The sequence below is a fragment of the Asticcacaulis sp. W401b genome (genome assembly GCF_046503825.1).
Taxonomy (GTDB): Bacteria; Pseudomonadota; Alphaproteobacteria; order Caulobacterales; family Caulobacteraceae; genus Asticcacaulis.
Genome location: NZ_JBKFEE010000002.1, coordinates 265,936 through 287,081 on the forward strand (window position 1 = coordinate 265,936; position 21,146 = coordinate 287,081).

Here is a 21,146-nt window from a genome sequence, read left to right on the forward strand (position 1 = left end):
GCATGACAGAGTCGTTTATGACGCCAGAGGAAATGGCGACACATCTGGTGTTTCACGTGAAACAGGCGGCCATTGATGACCTTACCCGCTTTGGGCAGGTCCTCGCCGAGCGCAATGAGGTGATGAACCTTGTCGGGCCCGCGACCCTTCCGCACTACTGGTCGCGGCACGTCCTCGATTCCGCGCAGCTGCTGAACCATGCGCCGGAGGCCAGAAGCTGGGCGGACCTGGGCGCAGGCGCGGGTTTTCCCGGCGTCGTACTGGCCATACTTTTGAAACACCTGTCCACAGATTCAGGCGAAACACCCACAGACCGGCGCGTGTTTCTCATCGACTCTCTGGCCAAGCGCTGTCGCTTTTTAGGCGAAGTTGTGCGAGACTTGGACCTGCCGGCGACGGTGATCAACGACCGGGCGGAGAATGTTTCTCTGAAGGTCGATGTGGTCACCGCCCGCGCCATGGCCCCTCTGCCGAAGCTGATCGGATTTGCCGAAAGCTTCTTCCGCAAAGGGGCCGAGGGCTGGTTGCTGAAAGGCGAAAACGTCGAGGCGGAAATCGCCGACGCGCACAAAAACTGGGCTTTTCAGTCTGAGCTGTTTACGTCCTTGAGCGACCCGCGCGGTCGCGTCCTGCATATTCGGAGCGTTCGCCGTGCCAGATAGTTTCCCCCCGCACCCCATGCCCCGCGTTCTGGCGGTGTCTAACCAGAAGGGCGGGGTGGGCAAGACGACGACGGCGATCAATCTCGGCACCGCTTTGGCCGCCGTCGGTGAGACCGTGCTGATCATCGACATGGACCCGCAGGGGAACGCTTCGACCGGTCTGGGCGTGCCGCGTTCAGCGCGTACCACTACCATCTATGACGTCATCGTCGATCAGCAGCCCATTGGCGAATGCGCGGTCAAGACCTCAGTGCCCGGCCTGTACATCATCCCGTCGGACCCCGACCTGTCGGGCGTGGAGATCGAGTTGGGTCAGGCCGACCGCCGTTCCTACCGCCTGCGCGATGCGCTGGAGCATCAGGCGCAGGTCGGCGAGCTGGCCTATTCCTATGTGCTGATCGACTGCCCGCCGTCCCTGAATCTGCTGACCATCAACGCCATGAGCGCCGCCGATGCGGTGCTGGTGCCGCTGCAATGCGAGTTCTTTGCGCTGGAAGGCCTGTCGCAACTGATGCGCACCATTGATCTGGTCAAGGGCTCACTGAACCCGAAGCTCGAGCTTCAAGGGATTGTGCTGACCATGTTCGACCGCCGCAATGCGCTTTCCGGTCATGTGGCCAAAGACGTGCGTTCGCACTTCGGCGAGAAGGTCTATGAGACGGTCATTCCGCGCAATGTGCGGGTATCGGAGGCCCCGTCTTTCGGCAAGCCGGCACTGATCTATGATCTGAAATGTACCGGCTCGCAGGCCTATCTGAAACTGGCCCGCGAAGTCGTTCAACGTGAAAAAGTGCGCCGTGCGGCTGCCTGATCAGGACTGAAGGATACACATGTCTGAGAAACAAAGAGGTCTGGGTCGCGGTCTGTCGGCTCTGCTGAGCGACAATCAGGGCCCCGTGCCTATCGCCACCGCTGATGGCAAGCCCGCCGCGACGCTGGAAAAGCCGATCGAGATTCTGCAGCGCAATCCGGATCAGCCGCGGCGTTTCTTCTCGGAAGCGGAGATCGACGACCTCAGCGCCTCGATCAAGGAAAAGGGCGTGCTGTCGCCCATTCTGGTGCGGCCGTTGCCCAATCAAGCGGGGCAGTTTCAGATCATCGCCGGTGAACGCCGCTGGCGCGCCGCGCAAAAGGCAGGTCTGAAGACCGTGCCGGTTATCGTGCGCGAACTGGACGATCTTGAGGTGTTGGAAATCGGCATCATCGAAAACGTGCAGCGCGAAGACCTCAACCCCATCGAGGAGGCGCGCGCCTATAAGGTGCTGATGGAGCGCTTTGGTCGCACACAGGACGCGGTGGCGCAGGTGGTGTCGAAATCGCGCAGCCATATCGCCAATATGATGCGTCTGCTGGGCTTGCCGGAGGTCATTCAGGACCACGTCATTCACGGCCGCCTGAGCGCTGGCCACGCCCGCGCCATTGCCACGGCGGCTAACCCTGAAGCACAGGCTGAGGTGATTATTCAGAAAGGTCTGTCTGTACGTCAGGCGGAAATGCTGGCGCGCACAGCGCTGGCTGACGAGACCAAACCGGCGCGTCCCAAGGCACAACCCAATGCCGATGTGCTGTCGCTGGAGCAGGACCTTCAGGAATTGCTGGGCCTCAACGTCAAGCTGGACGACAAGGGCGGCAAGGGTGAGGTCCGCATCGCCTATGCCAGTCTTGAACAACTGGATGACGTCTGTCGCCGTTTGATGGCGGGTTCTTCGCTGAGGTAATTGGCGGACCCTTGATGCCGCCAGCGCTGGGAAGACTTACAATCCCAGCCGCCTGGCTCGTCCCGCAATGCTCATATAGAGGCGTTCGGCCAACAGCAGGTCCGGCATCCCGGTGGATTTGCACTGCTTGTCTGTCTCGATCAGTTCTTTAGACAGCGGGTCGAGATGAAGATCCGACCAGGCGCGGGACTGACGTAGAAACTCCGCTTCCTGCTTCCAGAAGACACCTGCCGCACGGGCGGCCTGCTTGGCGTCGATGCCTTTGGCCATCTGGGCTTGAATGAGCCGCAGCTTGACCAGATGGCCGTTAAGGGCGCGCAGGGCCGCAGAGCCGTCTTCGCCTTCGGCAAAGGCTCGGCGTAACCCCGCCTGAGCCGGGGCCATTTTCGCGCCAAAGGCCTGCAGGGCGGCATCGAACAGCGAGGCATCCGGCTCGACGCCTAAAAACTCCTGTAGTTCCTTTTCGTCGATGGTGCGGCGCGAACCTGGCCCGATAAACAGGCACAGGCGTTCGATCTCCTGACGTGCCACGCCGCGTTCCTTAGGCAGGCGGGCGGCGAAGATGTCCATGGCGTCGGGCGTCAGGGCCACCTCGTTCTGCGCCAGAGTCTCACGCGCCATACGCACCACGTCGCCGGTTTCGTCTTCATAGCAGGCGATGGAGGCGATGGCCTTGTCGGCATCGGCCAGCTTGCGCACGCCGGAGTCGCCCCCCAAACCACCGGCTTCGATCAGGAAGAAGGCATCGCGGTTCAACTCACCAGCGGCATGGGCCTTAAGCGCAGCGGCCACCTGTTTGTCCAGTGTGGCCTTTTCTGAAAAGAATTTGAGCCGTACCAATCGCCGGCCGCCCATCAGCGACTGCGCCTGAAGCTCGTCCTCAAGGCGGGCGGGATCGGCATCGATATCGGTATCGGTCAGCAGCGAGACGTTGAACGGGTCCTTGATGTCCGGGACGATCTTCTGGGCCAGTGCCTGCCCACGCTCCAGCACCTGCCCGCGGTCCTTGCCATAGATCAGACAGGCGATCACCTCACGCGGCGGTGATTTGAGGAATCCCTCAATCTCAGGACGCTTGACCAGCTTCATGGGCTTTAGCTGGCCGGAGCCGTTTTCTTGTCGTGGAAGAACAGCACCAGTTCGCTGCGGATACGTTCGCCAATAGCCGTGGCGGCACGTTGCTGCCCGTCTTTCTGGGCGGCGACGCCGGCATAGGGTGATTGCGCACTGGCATTGTAGGTCGTGGCATCGACGAAAGTACCCTGGGTCAGGACCTTGCGCGTTGCCGTTTCGGTCAGGGTGTATTCGACGCGCGTGGAAATTTCGGTCCGTACAGCGATGTCGTTGATACCGGGACCGACATCGTAACGTTTTTCGTCAAGCTTGACGCTCAGACGGTAGCGCTTTTGACCCTCAAGGGTGTTAAAGCCCGACACCAGATTCTGCCGCAGGAAGTAGCCAGTGCGCGAATCCGTGGTGATGACGTCGATATTGGCCAGCTCACCGGGCAGGCCCTTCTGCGCATAGACCGGGGTGAACCCGCAGCCCGTCAAAGACAGCGGAGCACTCAGCAGGGCGAAGGCCAGAAGGGCTTTGCGGATCATGATCAGCCTACGACAAAGTTGAGGATGCGGTTGGGAACGACGATGACTTTACGCACCGTGACGCCTTCAAGATGACGCTTCACGCCCTCGTCGGCAAGCGCCATTTCGCGGATTTCCGCCTCGGAAGCATTCAGTGGCACCTGAAGCTCACCGCGCTTCTTGCCATTGACCTGAACGGGCAGGGTATAGACGTCGTCTGTGGCCAGAGCCGGGTCGTATTGCGGCCAGGCGGCATCGGCGATCAGGCCGTCGTACCCCAGACGCGCCCAGCCTTCTTCGGCCAGATGCGGCGTCACCGGCGCGATCAGCCCGGCGAGGATGGTCAGGGCCTCACGGCGCGCCGCTGTACCCGTCTTCTGCACGTCAGAGGCGCGCAGGGCGTTGACGAATTCATACAGCTTCGCGATCGCACCGTTGAAGCGGAAGCCTTCGAAGCCTTCGGTGACGGCCTTGGCGGCCTTGTGCGCCACCTTGCGCAGCTCCAGCGCGGCGGCTTCGTCCGTTGCCGGCACATCGCCGTCGGGCAGGCTGTCGAATTCGGCCCACACCCGCGACGTAAAGCGCCACGAGCCTTCGACGCCTGACGCCGTCCACTGCACATCGCGCTCCGGCGGGGAGTCAGACAGCACGAACAGGCGCGCCGCATCGACGCCATAGGTGTCGAAAATGTCTTCCGGGGCGACGACGTTCTTTTTCGACTTCGACATCTTTTCGACGTCGCCGATTTTCAGCGCTTCGCCGGTGGACAGTTTGATGGCGCTGCGCTTGCTGCCTTCGCTGGTAATTTCAACGTCCGACGGATCGACCCATTCGCCAGAGGCCGTCTTATAGGTTTCGTGCGTCAGCATACCTTGGGTGAACAGGCCGGCGAACGGCTCCTTCACGTCCAGATAGCCGCAGGTGTTCAGTGCCCGCGTAATAAAGCGCGAATAGAGCAGGTGCAGGATGGCGTGCTCGATGCCGCCGATATACTGATCGACGGGCAGCCAGTAGTCGGCATCGGCCTTGCGAATGGCCTCTGAGGCGTCAGGGGCGGTAAAACGCGCGAAATACCACGACGAATCCACAAAGGTGTCGAGCGTATCGGTTTCGCGGCGCGCCGCCTTGCCGCAGTGCGGACAGTTGACGTGCTTCCAGGTCGGGTGACGGTCCAGCGGGTTGCCCGGCACGTCGAAGGTGACATCTTTGGGCAGGGTAACCGGCAACTGGTCGTCCGGTACTGGCACCACGCCGCAGTCGTCGCAGTGGATGACCGGGATGGGGCAGCCCCAGTAGCGCTGACGTGACACGCCCCAATCGCGCAGGCGATAGATGATGGCGCCTTCGCCGAGGCCCATGGACTCGATCTTTTCAATCGCCGTCGCCTTGGCGGTTTCGATGTCCAGACCGTCGAGGAACTCGGAATTAAAGATCGTACCCGGACCGGTATAGGCCTCGGTATCGACCGCGAAGCTGGCCGCATCGGCATCGGTGGGAAGTACCACTTCGCGCACCGGCAAATCGTACTTGCGGGCAAAGTCGAGGTCGCGCTGGTCATGGGCCGGGCAGCCGAAAATGGCCCCGGTGCCGTAGCCCATCAGCACGAAATTGGCGATCCACACGTCCAGAGTCTCACCCGGCTTGAACGGATGCACGACCTTCAGGCCGGTGTTGAAACCGAGCTTTTCGCCGGTGTCGATCTCTTCCTGTGTGGTGCCCCCCTTCTTCACCTGATCAAGGAAGGCTTCCAGCTCCGGGGTCTCAGGCAGAGCCTTGACCAGCGGGTGATCGGCGGCCACGGCGACGAAGCCCGCGCCGAACAGGGTGTCCGGACGGGTGGTATAGACTTCCAGCGGTTCGTGCGCGACGTCGCCCGCGAAGTTGAATTTGAACTTCAGACCCTTGGAGCGGCCGATCCAGTTGGCCTGCATCAGACGCACCTTGTCCGGCCAGCGGTCGAGCGTCGAAAGCCCTTCGACCAGATCATCGGCGTACTGGGTGATCTTGAGGAACCACTGGGTCAGGTTGCGCTTTTCGACCACGGCGCCTGACCGCCAGCCCTTGCCGTCGATGACCTGCTCGTTGGCCAGAACCGTATTGTCCACCGGGTCCCAGTTGACCTGAGACTCCTTGCGATAGACGAGGCCGTGCTTCAAAAGGTCGAGGAACCACTTTTGCTGCTTGCCATAGTAGCTGGGGTCGCAGGTGGCGAATTCGCGCGTCCAGTCGATCGACAGGCCCAGACGCTGAAGCTGCGCCTTCATGCTGGCAATATTGTCGTAGGTCCAGCCCTTGGGGTGGATGCCGCGTTCCATAGCCGCATTTTCCGCCGGCATCCCAAAGGCGTCCCAGCCCATCGGGTGCAGCACGTTGAAACCGCGCGCGCGTTTGAACCGCGCCACCAGATCGCCCATGGCGTAGTTGCGCACATGGCCCATATGGATGCGGCCCGACGGGTAGGGGAACATCTCAAGGACGTAGTATTTCGGCTTGTCGCCGGCCTGATCCTTCGACTTGGTCAGGAAGGTCTGGGCGGCGTCCCAGCGGGCGCGTTGTTTCGGTTCGGACTCTTTGGGATTGTAGCGGGACATCAACGGACCTTTTAGCGCAAACGGCGCGAAAAACAGGCGTTCGGCATAAACAAAAAGAGCGTCCGGGTCAAAGCCCGAACGCCCTTAATTTCGCCCTTAGCGAAGGGGCTTATTTCACGTTCGACAGACGCAGTTGACGCGCGCGCGTCAGGATGGCGTTTTCAATGTCGATCTGGGTCTGGGCCGAGACGCTGGCGTCCACCCACTGACCGCCCGTATTGACCTGCTTGTACAGCGACACGTTCAGGGCGTCGGCGCGCAGACGGGTATCGAGGATATAGACCGTGGCCTTGAAACGCTCATCCGGCTTTTCGGGGTTGGCGTACCAGTCGGTGACGATGATGCCGCCCCACGGATCGGCCGAAGCCAGAGGCATGAAGGAGATGGTGTCGAGCGAGGCGCGCCACAGATAGGCATTGACGCCAATCGTCGCATTGGCCTGCTCGCTGGTCGGCTTCGACCCACCCAGACCCAGGAAGCCGCGCTTTTCGGCCTTGGCGTCTATGGTAGTCTCGTCCTTTTTGCCGAAACTCAGGCAGCCCGTCAGGCTCAGAGACAGGGCTGCGGCCAGCGTAATCAGAGCCGCCTTCTTGATCGTCTTCATAGTGTGTCGTCCACTCCGCATTCTGTCCCGAAGCGCCACCCCCGGATTAAGGGCAATGGGCGTCTGGCCTGTTAACCGCTCTATAGCATGAGCAAACGGGGGTATGACAAGCCTTTCCTTGTCCCCCGGCCCCAGCCGTCTCTGGGCCGTCAGACCCGTTGAGGGGGGAGTACGGCCAAAATCCGGGGCAAGCTGGCACCCAATCGCGGCAGTTGTGCGGCAAAGGCGCGTTACGCTGGAAATCTGCGAGCGGTAAGGGCGTGTCTATTTGATCACATCTTTTGAGCGAATCTGACGGCTTTGCCAAATAACACCGATCACTATTGATTTCGCACGTGCAGGCTTTTAAGCGATTTATAACATATCCATGCCCTAATCTGGGTACAGGATAGGGACGGGCAGGCGATTGCGGGTATGTCAGGCGGTTACATAAATCCGTCACACATCCCGTATATGGCGTGCCCAACCAAGGTTTGAACGTGACTGGCCTGCGGGCTGATCATCGGAAGTGGTAGAGTTATGAAGCGGGTTATGGCAGCAGGGGTATCGGTTATGGCCGTGGCGCTTATCGCGTCCGCGCCGGCCTATGCGCTCAATAACCAGACCGCCAAAGCCAAGACCAGCGAAGCCACCGCGCCGCTGAGCCTGAGCACCCTTTCCACCGAGACCAATGCCGCTACCCGTCAGCAGTCGAAAATCTATCAGTGGTCGGTCAAGGGCCGCTGGGGGTTGAAGCTCGACCTCAATCAGGACGAGGCCCGCCCGTCTGGCTGGAACGACGTGGACGCCGGTGCCTTCTATAAGATCTCGCCCTCGGTGCGTGTGGGCGGTACGGTCGGTTTCGGCGAAAAGACCAAGTCGCTGCAACCGCGTGATCCGGCGGCCGACAAGGATCAGCCGCGCGTGCGTCTGGAAACTACGTTCAAGTTTTAATTATTTAAGCTGAAACGCTTCGACCGCGCCGAATCCGGCAAGACCGGAGTGCGTCAGGTGTTCGGCATTGTCCGCCCCAATGCCGCCCAACCCCAGAACCGGTACCGGGCTGAGATCGCAAAACATCTGAATGCCTTTGAGCCCCAGAGGCGCGACGTCTTTCGCCGAGGGACTCTGGCTGGCAAAAACCGGCGAAATGAAGAGGCCATCCAGAGCCGTCACCTCCGCCAGATCGAGCGTTTCGCAGCCGTGACAGGCCCCGGTAATCAGCCAGTCGCCGTGTCTTTCGCGCACATCCGGTGCGTTTGCCAGAGCCCGTTCGGGCAGATGCACGCCATCGGCGGCGACCTCTTCGGCTAATGCCACATCCTGCCCGATCAGCAATTTCACCCCATTATCATCACACAGGGTGCGCAAGACGCGGGCATGGGCCGTGGCATGAGGATCGCCGAAATGGCGGTAGATCACCCCCGCCCCCGCCGGCAGGTGCGCGACAATTTCTTCCGGATGCGGTGTGCGTTTGGGATCAGTGACGTAAAACAGGGCGGGCAGATCGCGCCCGTTTGCGCTGGACATATGCGCGTGGCGGGCTATGTCTCTGGCCCGGTTCATCAGAAAGGCGTAGCGGGTTCGGTATGTCATCTTCACCTTCGGCGGAAAATTACGCGCGTATTGTCAAAGGTCTGCACAAGACGCTGAAACTGACCGGGCGGCCGGACGATTCCGCCTGCCTGACCGCTGTGTCCAAAAACCAGCCCTGGGAGGTTATACGCCCGGTGCTGGAGGCTGGCCACCGGCGATTTGGCGAGAACCGCGTGCAGGAGGCGATGGAACGCTGGGGGCCGGAAAAGGATCAATATCCCGACCTGACCCTGTGCCTCATCGGTCCACTTCAAAGCAATAAGGCCGCCGATGCCGTGGCTTTTTTCGATATTATCGAAAGCGTTGACCGCGAAAAAATCGCCCGTGTCATTGCCGATGAGGCGCAAAAGCAGGGCCGCGCCCCGCACATCTATGTGCAGGTCAATATCGGCGAAGAAGCGCAAAAGGCCGGGATTTTGCCCGCTGAGGCCGACGCCTTCATCGCGACGGTGCGTGGCTATGGGCTGGAGCCGCGCGGTCTGATGTGTATTCCGCCGGTCGAAGGGCCGCGCGGTCCCTATTTCGCTTTGTTGCGCAAGATCGCCGAGCGTAACGGTATTGGGCATCTCAGCATGGGCATGAGCGACGATTTCGAAACGGCGCTGCGCTTCGGATCGAACGAAATCCGCGTCGGCACGGCCATTTTCGGTCAGCGCTGAATCTCCTCCCTACGCGAAGCGTGGGGAGGTGGCAACGAACGGAGTGAGTTGACGGAGGGGGATTGCTCAGACCCGTCCAAAGACTGCGGCCTTGGTCAATCTCTGCGTAATCCCCTCCGACAGGCCGCTTTGCGTCCTGCCACCTCCCCATGCCTTCGGAACAGGGAGGAGATTACTGGCTGATCTCCACATAGGTTTCGGCGTCGGCGGTTTTCAGTAATTCGCGCAGGTGGTCCACACTGAGCGCCACGCAGCCTTCGGTGCCGGAATAGTCCTCACGCGCCAGATGCAGGAAGATGGCCGAGCCCAGCCCCTTGACTGGCGGGTCGTCATTATGCCCCAGCACCACGATCAGGTCATAGACATGATCGTCGCGCCACAGCTTTTCGTGCGAGCCCTCAAAGGGCAGTTTGACAGGCAGGTTATACAGATCGCTCTCGGCATCGTCGCACCAGCCGTCATCGGGCGACAGGGCTTTTACGGGCAGGACCGTCTCCGGCACGGGCAAACGGTCAGGGCGATACCAGACATAACGCACCGGCCACAGACCCAGCGGCGAGCGCAGATCGCCCTCCCTTTTATCAGCGGCGGCAATAACGCCCCCTTTACCCAGAGCGCAACGCACCCTATCTGAGTTTAAGACTAGAAAACCTTCGGCGTATGCGGTAAAAATCTTGACCATAGGCCGGTTTACACCCTGAACTGATAAAAACACCCACAACGCTACAGGATTATGGTGCAACAAAAAACCCTGCTGATCGTTGATGACGATGACGAACTGCGCGAGGCGCTGGCCGAACAACTTGAACTGCATGAAGAGTTCAAGGTCACTCAGGCATCGAATGGCACCGAAGGCATACGCCTTGGGAAGACCATCAATGCCGACCTGATCCTGCTGGATGTGGATTTGCCGGATATGGACGGGCGCGAAGCCTGCCGCCTGTTGCGCAAATCCGGCCTGACCACGCCGGTGATCATGCTGACCGGGGCCGCCTCTGATTCCGATCAGATTCTGGGGCTGGATGCGGGGGCCAATGACTATGTCACCAAGCCGTTCCGCTTTGCCGTCCTGCTGGCGCGTATCCGCGCTCAGGTCCGCAGCCACGAAACCTCCGAAGACGCGACCTTCCGCATCGGGCCTTATGAGTTCAAACCGGCGCTCAAGCTGCTGATTGATCAGGTGCAGAAGAAGATTCGCCTGACCGAAAAAGAAACCAACATCCTCAAGTACCTCTATCGCGCCGGTGGCAAGCCGATCTCGCGCGAAGAACTGCTGACCGAGGTATGGGGCTATAATGCAGGCGTCACCACGCACACGCTGGAAACCCACGTCTATCGCCTGCGCCAGAAGATCGAGCCCGATCCGGCCAATGCCCGTCTGCTGATGACCGACGCCGGTGGGTACAGGTTGCAATTTTAAGAAAGCCGGGGCCTGATGGTCCCGGTTTTTTATTGGGGGGTAAGGTGGCAACAGGCTACTCCGGTACGCCTCTGGCGAAGAAGCTTGGATATAAGCCGGGGATGCGCGCGGCGGTGGTCGGCGCACCGGAAGACTATAAAAACTGGCTGGAACCGTTGCCGGAAGGTGTGGGGTTCGGCGAAGATGATCCGGAGCTGGTACACCTTTTCACCACTGAGCGGGCGGTTTTGGAAGCGGCGCTGACCCACTGGCGCACGGCGCTGAGGCCGGACGGCATGGTCTGGGTTTCGTGGCCCAAAAAGGCCTCAAAAGTGCCGACCGACATTACCGAAGACGTCATCCGCGAGGTTTGTTTGCCGCTGGGCTTTGTCGATGTGAAGGTCTGCGCCGTCAGCGACGTGTGGTCGGGTTTGAAGCTGGTGGTGCGTAAAGAGTTGCGCTAACTCTCCTCCCTGTGCCGAAGGCATGGGGAGGTGGCATTTTGAGCGTAAGCGAGAAATGACGGAGGGGGATTCCGCCATAATATCAAAGTATTGCGCCTTTGGCCAGTTTTTGTGCCATCCCCCTCCGTCAGCTCACCTTGTTCGCTGCCACCTCCCCACAGCAAAGCCGCAGGGAGGAGAGGTTACTCTCCCTCCGCTTCGCGGTGCTGGCGCTCGTTGTCTTCGTCGATGACGTACCAGGTGAACCACAGGGCGTCTTCCAGCTTGCCACCCTTGGCCAGATAGGGTTCCAGCACCGCCGGAAAGGCCAGTTTGACCTGTTCGGCGAAATCGTAATGCGCCTTCAGCTCTTCCCAGTCCTGTAGCGCCAGTTCCTCAACCATGCGGATACGCACCGCCCACGGCAGGTCAGCCGGAGCCAAACCCGCCGGGTCGGTTTCCACCCAATGACATTCACCGATGGCGTCCGGGATGCGGATCTGAAGCTGGCCGCCGAGGCTCATAAATCCGGCCTTGGTGGCGGCGCGGATCACTTCGGGGATATCCCTGATCTTCCACGCATATTCGTTGAAGCGGAAATCGGCCTTGGCCAGAATGTCGGCGGGCAGCCCGGCTTCTGCGGGCAGGGTGTCTTCGGTCATAGGTCGAATTCGATCTGAATAGGGGCGTGATCCGACGGCCGGTCCCATTCGCGGACGGAGTCGTGAATGACGGCGGCTATGGGCGAGGTGATGCGCGCCTTCAAGGCGGGATTGATCAGCAGGTGATCGAGCCTCAGCCCGCGATTGGACTTGCGGAAATCGGCGGCGCGATAGCTCCACCAGGTAAACAGCTTTTGCGGTTCCGGCCACAGTTCGCGGAAGGCGTCATGAAAGCCGCCCGCATCCATCAGATTGGCAAAGGCCTCCAGCTCCGGTGGGGTATGGCTGACCACTTTCAGCATCTGACGATGGCTCCACACGTCGTTTTCGCCGGGCGCGATATTGAGGTCGCCGGCGATCAGTAGCGGCGCATCGGAATTGCGCGTTTTCAGGTGCGCGGTCAGGCGCTCATAGAATTCCAGCTTGTGATCAAACTTGTCATTGGCTTCGCGATCAGGGACATCGCCGCCCGCCGGAATATAGAAGTTCCACAGGTCGATGCCTGCGACCTGTATTCCCTGAACGCGCGCTTCGCCGCGGCGGCAAAAGGGCAAAATCTCGCTAGTTTCAAACGGCAGTTTCGACACCAGCGCCACGCCGTGCCAGCCCTTTTGCCCGGTGACAAGCATGTGCGGATAGCCCGCGTCTTCGAAAGCCTTGCGCGGGAACTCACCGTTCTGACACTTGATTTCCTGAAGGCACAGGATGTCCGGGCGCACCATATCGAGGAAACGTATGACCTGATCAATCCTCAGCCGCACCGAGTTGATGTTCCATGAGGCAATCGACAAACGCATAACGGCTTCCTGACGCATAAAAAAACCCGGTCAGTGAGACTGACCGGGTCAGATGTTTGGCACATAACACGAAGAGATAAAGGGAAAAACGCACTCAGGAGACGTCGAAGCCGCCGCATACACTCCGTCGGGAGCTGTGGGAATAATGACACGGTTGTGGAAAAACTCAATGCACATTTCCGTGTTTTTTCGTTTTCAGGCGAATTTTTCGTTTACCTGTCCGGCGGGTCCTCCATGGTGTGCAGGTCACGGCCGCGCGTTTCCTTCATGAAGAGGAGAGCGACCGCGATGGCTGTGGCCCCGATAATCACCGGATACCACAGGCCAAAGAACAGATTACCTGAACCGGCGACCATGGCGAAGGAAATGGCGGGCAGCAGGCCGCCGAACCAGCCGGTGCCGATATTGTAGGGCAGGGACAGAGCCGTATAGCGGATGCGCGTCGGGAACATCTCGACAAGGGCCGAGGCCATCGGGCCATAAAGCGCTGTGGCCCCAACGGTGAAAACAAACAGAACGGCAAAGATGCCCAGCACATTGACGCGCTTCGGATCGGCGGCTTCAGGATAGCCGGCGGCTTTCAGGGCCGCCTTTAGATCGGTCACGGCATTGGTTTTCAGCGTCTTAAGCTCGTCCTTGGACAGAGCATCGCCCGACTGCACGGCGATGGTGCGATCGCCGATTTGCACCGTGGCAAACGTCGCACCCGGCTCGGTCGGCTTGTTGACATAGGGCACACCCAGCCCCGTCACCAGCGCTTTGGCGAGGTCACAGGATGAGGTGAACTGCGCCTTGCCCACCGGGTCGAACTGTACCGAACACTTGCGCGGGTCGGCGAAGATGACGACCGGCGTGCGGTTGACGGCGTCGTCCAGCGCCGGATTGGCAAAGCGCGCCATCAGATGAAAGCCGGGCACGAAGCTGAGCACGGCAATAGCGATGCCGAGGATCATCACCGGCTTGCGCCCAACCCGGTCCGACAACTGGCCCCAGACGACGTAGAGAACGGCGCTGACGATCGAAATGCTCATCACCAGAAGGTTGACGGTGGTGGGCGCCAGCTTGACGCTCTTTTCCAGAAACACCTGCGTGTAGAAGAAGGTCGTGTACCACACCACGCCCTGCGCCGTCATGAAGCCGAACAGGGCGATCAGCACCTGACGCAGGTTCGACCACTGACCAAAGGCTTCCTTGAACGGAGCTTTGGAGATATTGCCGCTGTCGTGCAGAGCGCGGAAGGCGGGGCTTTCGGCGGTCTTGGCGCGGATATAGACCGAAATAGCCAGAAGCACGGCGGAGACGATGAACGGGATGCGCCAGCCCCAGTCACCAAACGCCTCTTCCTTGACGATGGTGCGGGTCAGAAAGACGACCAGCAGCGCGATAACCAGCCCCAGAGAGGCGGAAGCCTGAATCCACGCCGTATAGGCGCCGCGTTTATCCGCGGGGGCGTGTTCCGCAACGTAAATCACAGCCCCGCCATATTCACCGCCCATCGCAATGCCCTGAAGGATGCGCAGCCCCACCAGCAAAAGCGGCGACCAAATGCCCGCCTGTTCATAGGTGGGCAGGAAGCCGATCAGCACCGTGGCCACCCCCATCAGCAGGATGGTGTAGAGGAAGGTGCCCTTGCGCCCTTTGCGGTCACCGATATGACCAAATAGCAACGCGCCGAAGGGCCGCGACAGGAAGCCCAGCGCGAAGGTCAGCAGCGCCAGGATCATGCCGGTGGTGTCATCAAGCCCGGTAAAGAAGTTCTTCGTGATGATCGAGGTCAGGGCCCCGAAAATGAAGAAGTCGTACCACTCAAAGGTCGTACCGGCGGCCGACGCCGCGACAATGGTACGCAGACCGGCTTCCTTCTGCACGCTGTCTGCCTGCGGGTGTGATGACATGGACTGACCCTGTTATGGTTAACTGTGTTATGCGTTGGACTGCGCATTTGATCGAAGCCGCGCGCCCTGACAAGGGGGGTGTTACGCAAACAACAGAAAACAATCGGTTTCGCCACGCCTTTGCCGACAGGAATTGACGGCGCACGACCTATGGCTTAGGCCAGAACCAGAGACAAAGTCAGAGGTTTTTTACAGCGTGACCATCCATTATCATGAAGGCGATTTGCCCAACGGCCTTGATCTGGGCGCCGTGGTTGCCATCGACTCCGAAACCATGGGCCTGCGCTTCGGGCGTGATGACCTGTGTGTGGTGCAGTTGTCAGCGGGGGATGGCGATGCCCACGTCGTGCGGCTCAACCGCCCGGCCTATGACTGCCCCAATCTGAAAGCCCTGCTCACCGATGCCAGGGTCTTGAAACTGTTCCATTTCGGGCGTTTTGATATCGGCATGTTCCTGCTGCATCTGGGCGTGGTGACGGCCCCCGTCTATTGCACCAAGATCGCCTCAAAGCTGGCGCGCACCTATACGGACCGCCACGGCCTGAAAGACCTGGTGCGTGAGCTTTTGTCCGTCGATATCTCCAAGGCGCAGCAAAGCTCGGACTGGGGGGCGCAAACCCTGACGCCGGAACAACTGGCCTATGCGGCCTCGGATGTGCTGCATCTGCATACCCTACGCGAAAAGCTCGATGTCATGCTGGCGCGCGAAGGGCGCAGCGAGCTGGCGCAGGGCTGTTTCGATTTTTTGCCGCACCGCGTCAAACTGGATTTGGCAGGTTGGGAAGATACGGATATATTCGCCCATTCATGGAGCTGAAAACGCCCCGCAGATGAGGATTTCTGCCGCCATGCCGGCCATTGAAACCGCGACGCACGACCATGCCGATGCCCGCCACCGCCTGAATATTCAGGCGCTGGCGTGGAAAAAGCGTTCGCGCAAGATCTCCCGTCTGCGCCTTATCTTTCCGGGCCTTATTATCGGCACGGTCTTGCTTATGATCGTGTGGATCGTTGTGCAGAGCGTTATCAATTCGATGAACGTCTATACGACCACCGGCGAAGACATCCGCATGACCAACCCGTTTTATACCGACCGAAGCCGCAACGGTGAGCGCTATGAGATGCGCGGTCTTGAGGCGGTGCGCAAGGGCAGAACGTCACAGATCGTCACGCTGACGGCACCGCGTATGGAAATTCGCTCTGAAAACAGCCGTCCCTCCGCGCTGGAAGGCGCGGTCGGTGTCTATGACGACACCAAACGGCGTTTCACGCTCAATAAGGATGTCACCCTGAATTCAGGCAATGGCCTGTCTTTGCGGACCCAGGCGGCTGACGTCGATCTTCAGAGTGCGGTGATTACCGGCAATACACCGGTCGAAGGCCGCTGGCAGACGGGCGTGGTCAATGCGCAGGCCTTCCGCGTGGAGCAGAACGGGCGCAAGGTTGTGTTTTATGGTAAGCCGGGACAACAGGTGACCGGCACGCTTTCGGGCGACGAAAACTGACATTTTTTTAAAGGATATTCCGGCCATGAAGATCAGGACAACAATGTGGGTGATGGGCGTGGCCGGGGTGCTGGCGGCACCGGTGGCGTGGGCGCAATTTGTCCCCACCAAGGAAAATCCTATTGCCTATGCCGCCGATACGTTCGAAGCCGATGATGGTAACCATACCGCTACCTTCACGGGCAGCGTGGAATTCCTTCAGGATACGTCGCGGCTGCGCGCGGATAAGGTGACGGTTATCTACGGCCAGAACCCGACGACGGGCCGGTGGGACGCCCTGTCTACCGCCGAAGCGGTTGGCAATGTGTACTATGTGGTGGACGATCAGGTGATGACCGGCAACCGCGCGATCTATACCAAAAGCACCGACACCCTGGTTCTGACCGGCAATGTGGTGCTCAAGCAGGGTCAGAATGTCATGGAAGGCAGCCGCCTTGTCTATGATGTCGGTGCCAAGAAATCGAGCATGGACGGCGTGCCGACCGCGGGCAGCAAGAGCCGCGTGCGCGGGGTCTTTTATCCGAACCAGGCCTCAAACCAAAATTCAGCGACTAAGAAGCCGCAATAAGATGACCGTTATTTCCACACTGGATGTGCGCAGCGCCGCCGATATGCGGATGACCGAAGCGAGTGATACGGTTGATGGCCTGCGCGTCGAAGGCATCGGCAAATCGTACAAGGAACGCGCGGTGGTCAAGACCGTGTCGCTGTCCCTGCGTCGCGGTGAGGCCGTGGGCCTTCTGGGGCCCAACGGCGCGGGTAAAACCACCTGCTTCTACATGATTACCGGGCTGGTGCAGCCAGATTATGGCACCATCAGTCTGGATGGCCACGACATCACGGCTCAGCCCATGTATCAGCGCGCGCGCATGGGGCTTGGGTATCTGCCGCAGGAATCTTCGATTTTTCGGGGCCTGACCGTCGAGCAGAATCTTCAGGCCGTGCTGGAACTGCGCCTCACCAGCCGTTCGCAGATCGACGCCGAAGTAACGCGCCTGCTCGAAGAACTGCACATCACCCATATCCGTAAGTCACCGGCTACGGCTCTTTCGGGGGGTGAACGTCGTCGTGTCGAAATTGCCCGTGCTCTGGCCTGTGATCCGTCCTTCATCCTGCTGGATGAGCCGTTTGCCGGTATCGACCCGCTGGCCATTTCGGATATCCGTGATGTGGTGGGGTATCTCAAACACCGCGGCATCGGTATCCTGATCACCGACCACAATGTGCGTGAAACGCTCGACATTATCGACCGTGCCTCGATCATCCATTCGGGCGAAGTGCTGTTTGAGGGCACGCCGGATGAAATCCGCCATAACCCTGAAGTGCGCCGCGTCTATCTGGGTGAAAATTTCGACGGCTAACCCCGATGTCTGCGGCTTTTCCACCGGTTTTTCCGGCCTGTGGAAAGGGGTTAACCTAATTTAAGGTGTTAACGTCTAAGCTCCGGTCCATGTCATTAGGGCAAAGGCTGGAAATCAGACAAGGGCAGGGGCTGGTCATCACGCCCCAGTTGCAGCAAGCGATCAAGCTTCTGCAATTGTCGAACCTTGAGCTGGAGGCCGTGGTCGAGGCTGAGCTGGAGCGCAATCCGCTCTTGCTGCGCGAAGACGGCGATGGAGGTCCGGACGCCCCGGATACAGACTCCGACCTGCCCCGCGAAGAGCGCGGTGAACTGGAACTCTCTGACCGCGATACACAGCAGGCCAATTCCGATCTCGACGCCTCCGAAGGCGATGTCTATGGCGACGATGAGCCGACGGTGCGCGAGCCTGTGGCCTCGGCCGACATCGGGGAAGGGCCGATGGTTGATTGGACCCGCGCCGGCAAGGGTGGCGGTTTCGATGGCGATGGTGATACGCTTGACCGCGCTATGAGCCGCGACAAGACTTTGGCCGAACATTTGATGGATCAGGCCCTGATCGCTGGGTTCAGCGCGCCCGAAATGGCCGTGGCGCAAATCCTGATCGACGCCGTTGATGAAGGCGGCTACCTGCGCGCCGATCTGACGGAAATCGCCGAACGTCTTGGCTGTGCGATGGACCTGATCGAAAAAGTCCTGACGGTCTGTCAGGGCTTTGAACCGACCGGCGTCATGGCCCGTTCGGTGCCGGAATGCCTGAAATTGCAACTGATCGAGCGGAACCGCTTTGATCCGGCTATGGCGGCGCTGATCGACAATCTGGAGCTTCTGGCGCGCCGTGATCTGAGCGCCCTGCGGCGGGCCTGCGGCGTTGATGACGAAGACCTGGCGGAGATGATCCGCGAACTGAAGGCCCTGACGCCGCGTCCGGGGGCGGCCTTTGGTGCGGAACCACAGGCCGGCGTGGTGCCGGATGTGTTTGTGCGTCAGGACCCGTCGGGCGGCTGGCGCGTCGATCTCAACAGCGACACCCTGCCGCGCGTTCTGGTCGATCAGAGCTACCACGCCAAGGTGGCGACCTCGGCGCGTTCGGATCAGGAAAAGACCTATCTCAATGAATGCCTGTCGCAGGCCAACTGGCTGATCAAGAGCCTTGATCAGCGCGCGCGCACCATCCTCAAGGTGTCGGCGGAAATCGTGCGTCAGCAGGACGGCTTCTTCGTCTATGGCGTTGAACACCTGCGCCCGCTGAACCTGAAGACGGTGGCTGAGGCCGTGGGGATGCACGAATCGACCATTTCGCGCGTCACGACCAATAAATATATCTCGACCCCGCGCGGGGTTTTTGAACTGAAATTCTTCTTCACCTCGGCCATTGCCGCGGCCGATGGTTCCGAGGCCCATTCCGCTGAGTCGGTGCGTCACAAGATCAAGCACCTGATCGAAGGCGAAAAGGCCTCTGGTGAAGTGCTGTCCGACGACCGCATCGTCGAAATTCTCAAAGAGGCCGGCGTTGATATCGCCCGCCGCACCGTGGCCAAGTACCGCGAAGCCCTGCGCATCCCGTCTTCGGTCGAGCGCAAGCGGATGATCCGTTAGAGCGGGATGATTTTAAATGGAAACATCATCCCGCTCTAAATTTTTGTTTTGTCGCGATATTTTTGTCGAAAACCGCTCATACTTTTCGACATATCGCTCTAATCAGCCCCTATTTCGATCTGTCTCAAAGGCCTGACGTGCCCGGCGCACATATTCGCCGACAGTCATCAGGCACAGGACCGCGCTTAGACTCAGACAGACCACGCCGACGTCAAAGCTGTTTAAGGGTACGATGATATCGGCCCCCAAAGGCAGGTCGCCATATTGCTCCGGCAGAATAAGCAAGCCAAATCCCAGAAATTGCAACGCAATCTTGGCGCGCTCCAGCGGTGACACCTGGATATTGAGTTGATCGGGCAGGGCTTCGTTGAGACCGGCGACCAGAAAATCGCGCGCCAGCAGGACCACGCCGCTCACCACCACGATTTCCGGTACGCCGCGCGTCAGCAACCCGCAAAACAGGGTCAGGGTCAGCAAGCGATCAGCCAGCAGATCGAAAAAGGCGCCGAAGCGCGAGGCCTGATTGAGCGCGCGTGCCAGCCAGCCATCGGCAATATCGCTCAGACCGGCAGCCGCAAAAACGATCAGGGCGGGCCAACTGTCTCCCTTGATCAGGAAGTAGAGCAGAGGGGCCATCAGGACGATCCTCAGTCCGGTAAACAGGTTCGCGATTTTCACAAGGGCCTCTCCGTCTCTGTAATCAGTTGCGCCGCCGTTTCGCCACAGGCGGCCAGAACCGCCGTCTGCTCTGCGCTCATGTGCAGGTTCATGCCGCCTTCATTGCGTTTCAACCGGATGCGGATCATGCGACTGGCGCGGGTGGCGGTCAGCAGGCGGCGACGAATATCGGCTTCGCGCATGGAGGCCAGCAGATTCCACACATAGGCCAGCAGGTTGGGCATCGGATCGGCAGCTATGCGGTTCCCTTCTTGCGCTTCGCTCAACAGACCGACACGACGCGCTTCGTCATCGCCGTCGCGCAGGCTGTCGAAATCTATACCCCAGGTCGGCGCGTCGTCGGTGTCAAAGACGTCAAACGGAAAGTTATTGGCGACACCGCCATCGCTCAGATAGAGGCGCACCCCGCCTTCGGCCTGCGCATAGACGGGAATTTGCGACATCAGGCCGGGACAGGCGAGGCTCATACGCACGGCGACAAGCACGGGCAGCGCCTCAGGCGGCGGCAGAGGCCAGCGCAGGGCGGGGCGTTGGGGTTGCAGCGCGCCAAGCACCTCATACGGAAACAGCCCGGCCCATTCTTTTGGGTCAAACCACAGGGGCGTGTCCAGTTCCGGCAACATGTGCACACGGACGCGCGACAGGTCGGTGGTGACGATGTGCAGCCGGATATGCTGTGCGCTCAGATCACCGAAGGTCAGGGGGGCATCTGCGCCAGAGATGGTTTGCATCGCCTGATGCAGCCAGTCCGTGACGCCCGGCTGATCGCCGCTGCCCAAGCCTGTGCACAGCCCGAAATGGCGGCGGCACACAAGCCTGGCCAGACCGAAGGCGTAAACCATAACCGCCAGAAGCACGAAGACCAGAAAGACGAGCCCGGTTGCCACGACGTGGGCCGCCGCGTGTCCGCCTCCCTGGCTCCATTGGGCGTATTTGGCAGCCCCGCACACCCCAATCAGCAGGGCAACCGATAATGGAAATCCCATGGCCCAAAGGGCCTGCCCCCAGCGCGGTCGCCCAGAACCCGGTGCCAGATGCAACAAGGCGCGCAGTACGGCCCCTGCCGCCCCTTTGGCGTGCAGAAGGCGCGGCAGTTGCGCGGGCAAGGCGGCGCAGGCCGTTTCCAGCCGCGCAAAGCCCGCCGCATCCCCCCGTCTGCGGGCATATTCGGCGGCAGCGCCCAGGGATGCGGCTATGGCCCCGGCTGAGGCTCCCGCCAAACCCGACAGGGCGAAATTCTGTGCCAGTCGCGGCAACAGAGCTGCATAGATCAGGCCGGAGGCGACCCCACCCTTCAGTACCAGATTGATGCGCTTGACCATCCCCATACCCCAACCCCGAGAGGGTTGTACCCCGTATATCCCCCAATCCGTTCGCGGCATAGTTAAACGTAATTAACTCAAAAAATTCAAGGCG

23 protein-coding genes are annotated in these 21,146 nt (G+C 60.3%); 12 read left to right on the forward strand and 11 right to left on the reverse strand.

Features of this window, described 5'->3' with window-relative positions:
* The first annotated feature begins 17 nt into the window (after window positions 1-17).
* From rsmG to ACK8OE_RS05930, 3 genes are read left to right on the forward strand one after another with little or no spacing between them, the layout of a single operon-like run.
* Window positions 18-662 (forward strand): 16S rRNA (guanine(527)-N(7))-methyltransferase RsmG, encoded by a 645-nt coding sequence (gene rsmG / locus ACK8OE_RS05920; protein ID WP_410271791.1) that lies wholly within the window; start codon window positions 18-20, stop codon window positions 660-662.
* Between the two features lie 16 nt (window positions 663-678).
* Complete coding sequence (locus ACK8OE_RS05925; RefSeq protein ID WP_126422986.1) at window positions 679-1,473, forward strand: ParA family protein; 795 nt, start codon at window positions 679-681, stop codon at window positions 1,471-1,473.
* Window positions 1,474-1,492: 19 nt separating this feature from the next.
* Window positions 1,493-2,380 (forward strand): ParB/RepB/Spo0J family partition protein, encoded by an 888-nt coding sequence (locus ACK8OE_RS05930; RefSeq protein WP_410271792.1) that lies wholly within the window; start codon window positions 1,493-1,495, stop codon window positions 2,378-2,380.
* A 36-nt stretch (window positions 2,381-2,416) separates the two neighbouring features.
* Here the strand turns inward: ACK8OE_RS05930 and holA are convergent, their stop codons facing one another.
* The 4 genes from holA to ACK8OE_RS05950 all read right to left on the reverse strand — a co-directional run bounded on the left by holA (window position 2,417) and on the right by ACK8OE_RS05950 (window position 7,158).
* Window positions 2,417-3,469 carry a DNA polymerase III subunit delta gene (gene holA, locus ACK8OE_RS05935; protein ID WP_410271793.1) on the reverse strand — a complete coding sequence of 351 codons (1,053 nt, stop codon included), beginning with the start codon at window positions 3,467-3,469 and terminating at the stop codon, window positions 2,417-2,419.
* 5 nt (window positions 3,470-3,474) lie between these two features.
* The gene (locus ACK8OE_RS05940) at window positions 3,475-3,984 is read right to left on the reverse strand and encodes a hypothetical protein (protein WP_410271794.1); all 510 of its coding nucleotides are present in this window, start codon (window positions 3,982-3,984) and stop codon (window positions 3,475-3,477) included.
* 2 nt (window positions 3,985-3,986) lie between these two features.
* A complete protein-coding gene (gene leuS, locus ACK8OE_RS05945) occupies window positions 3,987-6,554 on the reverse strand; it encodes a leucine--tRNA ligase (RefSeq protein WP_410271795.1) in 2,568 nt (855 codons plus the stop codon).
* Window positions 6,555-6,663: 109 nt separating this feature from the next.
* Window positions 6,664-7,158 carry a DUF3576 domain-containing protein gene (locus tag ACK8OE_RS05950; RefSeq protein WP_290793976.1) on the reverse strand — a complete coding sequence of 165 codons (495 nt, stop codon included), beginning with the start codon at window positions 7,156-7,158 and terminating at the stop codon, window positions 6,664-6,666.
* Between the two features lie 531 nt (window positions 7,159-7,689).
* Between ACK8OE_RS05950 and ACK8OE_RS05955 the strand changes: the two genes are divergently transcribed.
* On the forward strand, window positions 7,690-8,091 hold the full coding sequence (locus ACK8OE_RS05955) for an NtrZ family periplasmic regulatory protein (RefSeq protein WP_410271796.1): 402 nt from the start codon (window positions 7,690-7,692) through the stop codon (window positions 8,089-8,091).
* On the opposite strand, the gene ACK8OE_RS05960 is transcribed toward ACK8OE_RS05955, so the two are convergent.
* Window positions 8,092-8,733, reverse strand: a complete 642-nt coding sequence (locus tag ACK8OE_RS05960; RefSeq protein ID WP_290793988.1) for a thiamine phosphate synthase — start codon at window positions 8,731-8,733, stop codon at window positions 8,092-8,094.
* Here ACK8OE_RS05960 and ACK8OE_RS05965 point away from each other — a divergent pair.
* On the forward strand, window positions 8,727-9,392 hold the full coding sequence (locus tag ACK8OE_RS05965; protein ID WP_410271797.1) for a YggS family pyridoxal phosphate-dependent enzyme: 666 nt from the start codon (window positions 8,727-8,729) through the stop codon (window positions 9,390-9,392). The two genes, ACK8OE_RS05960 and ACK8OE_RS05965, sit on opposite strands and share 7 nt — an antisense overlap.
* A 172-nt stretch (window positions 9,393-9,564) precedes the next feature.
* On the opposite strand, the gene ACK8OE_RS05970 is transcribed toward ACK8OE_RS05965, so the two are convergent.
* The gene (locus ACK8OE_RS05970) at window positions 9,565-10,074 is read right to left on the reverse strand and encodes a L,D-transpeptidase (RefSeq protein WP_410271798.1); all 510 of its coding nucleotides are present in this window, start codon (window positions 10,072-10,074) and stop codon (window positions 9,565-9,567) included.
* A gap of 51 nt (window positions 10,075-10,125) precedes the next feature.
* On the opposite strand from ACK8OE_RS05970, the gene ACK8OE_RS05975 reads away from it, so the two are divergent.
* Together ACK8OE_RS05975 and ACK8OE_RS05980 are read left to right on the forward strand one after the other, a co-directional pair.
* Window positions 10,126-10,812 carry a response regulator transcription factor gene (locus tag ACK8OE_RS05975; protein ID WP_107875697.1) on the forward strand — a complete coding sequence of 229 codons (687 nt, stop codon included), beginning with the start codon at window positions 10,126-10,128 and terminating at the stop codon, window positions 10,810-10,812.
* Between the two features lie 44 nt (window positions 10,813-10,856).
* Complete coding sequence (locus tag ACK8OE_RS05980; protein ID WP_410271799.1) at window positions 10,857-11,255, forward strand: DUF3052 domain-containing protein; 399 nt, start codon at window positions 10,857-10,859, stop codon at window positions 11,253-11,255.
* 182 nt (window positions 11,256-11,437) lie between these two features.
* Here ACK8OE_RS05980 and ACK8OE_RS05985 read toward each other — a convergent pair whose 3' ends face one another.
* From ACK8OE_RS05985 to ACK8OE_RS05995, 3 genes are all read right to left on the reverse strand, one after another.
* Window positions 11,438-11,896, reverse strand: coding sequence for a hypothetical protein (locus ACK8OE_RS05985; RefSeq protein ID WP_410271800.1), 459 nt, complete (start codon window positions 11,894-11,896; stop codon window positions 11,438-11,440).
* The gene (xth, locus tag ACK8OE_RS05990; RefSeq protein WP_410271801.1) at window positions 11,893-12,693 is read right to left on the reverse strand and encodes an exodeoxyribonuclease III; all 801 of its coding nucleotides are present in this window, start codon (window positions 12,691-12,693) and stop codon (window positions 11,893-11,895) included. Before xth ends, ACK8OE_RS05985 begins: the two co-directional genes overlap by 4 nt.
* Window positions 12,694-12,905: 212 nt before the next feature.
* Window positions 12,906-14,588, reverse strand: coding sequence for an MFS transporter (locus ACK8OE_RS05995; protein ID WP_410271802.1), 1,683 nt, complete (start codon window positions 14,586-14,588; stop codon window positions 12,906-12,908).
* 196 nt (window positions 14,589-14,784) lie between these two features.
* Between ACK8OE_RS05995 and ACK8OE_RS06000 the strand changes: the two genes are divergently transcribed.
* The 5 genes from ACK8OE_RS06000 (at window position 14,785) to rpoN (ending at window position 19,052) form a co-directional block, all read left to right on the forward strand.
* Entirely contained in the window at window positions 14,785-15,405 is a 621-nt protein-coding gene (locus ACK8OE_RS06000; protein ID WP_410271803.1) for a ribonuclease D, read from the forward strand.
* 13 nt (window positions 15,406-15,418) lie between these two features.
* Window positions 15,419-16,093 carry an LPS export ABC transporter periplasmic protein LptC gene (gene lptC / locus ACK8OE_RS06005; protein ID WP_410271804.1) on the forward strand — a complete coding sequence of 225 codons (675 nt, stop codon included), beginning with the start codon at window positions 15,419-15,421 and terminating at the stop codon, window positions 16,091-16,093.
* Between the two features lie 25 nt (window positions 16,094-16,118).
* Window positions 16,119-16,661: a lipopolysaccharide transport periplasmic protein LptA gene (gene lptA / locus ACK8OE_RS06010; protein ID WP_410271805.1), complete on the forward strand. Its 543-nt coding sequence runs from the start codon at window positions 16,119-16,121 to the stop codon at window positions 16,659-16,661.
* 49 nt (window positions 16,662-16,710) lie between these two features.
* Window positions 16,711-17,454, forward strand: coding sequence for an LPS export ABC transporter ATP-binding protein (lptB, locus tag ACK8OE_RS06015; RefSeq protein WP_410272026.1), 744 nt, complete (start codon window positions 16,711-16,713; stop codon window positions 17,452-17,454).
* Between the two features lie 89 nt (window positions 17,455-17,543).
* Window positions 17,544-19,052: an RNA polymerase factor sigma-54 gene (rpoN, locus tag ACK8OE_RS06020; protein ID WP_290794023.1), complete on the forward strand. Its 1,509-nt coding sequence runs from the start codon at window positions 17,544-17,546 to the stop codon at window positions 19,050-19,052.
* Between the two features lie 102 nt (window positions 19,053-19,154).
* Here the strand turns inward: rpoN and ACK8OE_RS06025 are convergent, their stop codons facing one another.
* Window positions 19,155-19,730: a CDP-alcohol phosphatidyltransferase family protein gene (locus ACK8OE_RS06025; RefSeq protein ID WP_290794026.1), complete on the reverse strand. Its 576-nt coding sequence runs from the start codon at window positions 19,728-19,730 to the stop codon at window positions 19,155-19,157.
* Complete coding sequence (locus tag ACK8OE_RS06030; RefSeq protein ID WP_410271806.1) at window positions 19,727-21,058, reverse strand: hypothetical protein; 1,332 nt, start codon at window positions 21,056-21,058, stop codon at window positions 19,727-19,729. Before ACK8OE_RS06030 ends, ACK8OE_RS06025 begins: the two co-directional genes overlap by 4 nt.
* Between the last annotated feature and the right edge of the window lie 88 nt (window positions 21,059-21,146).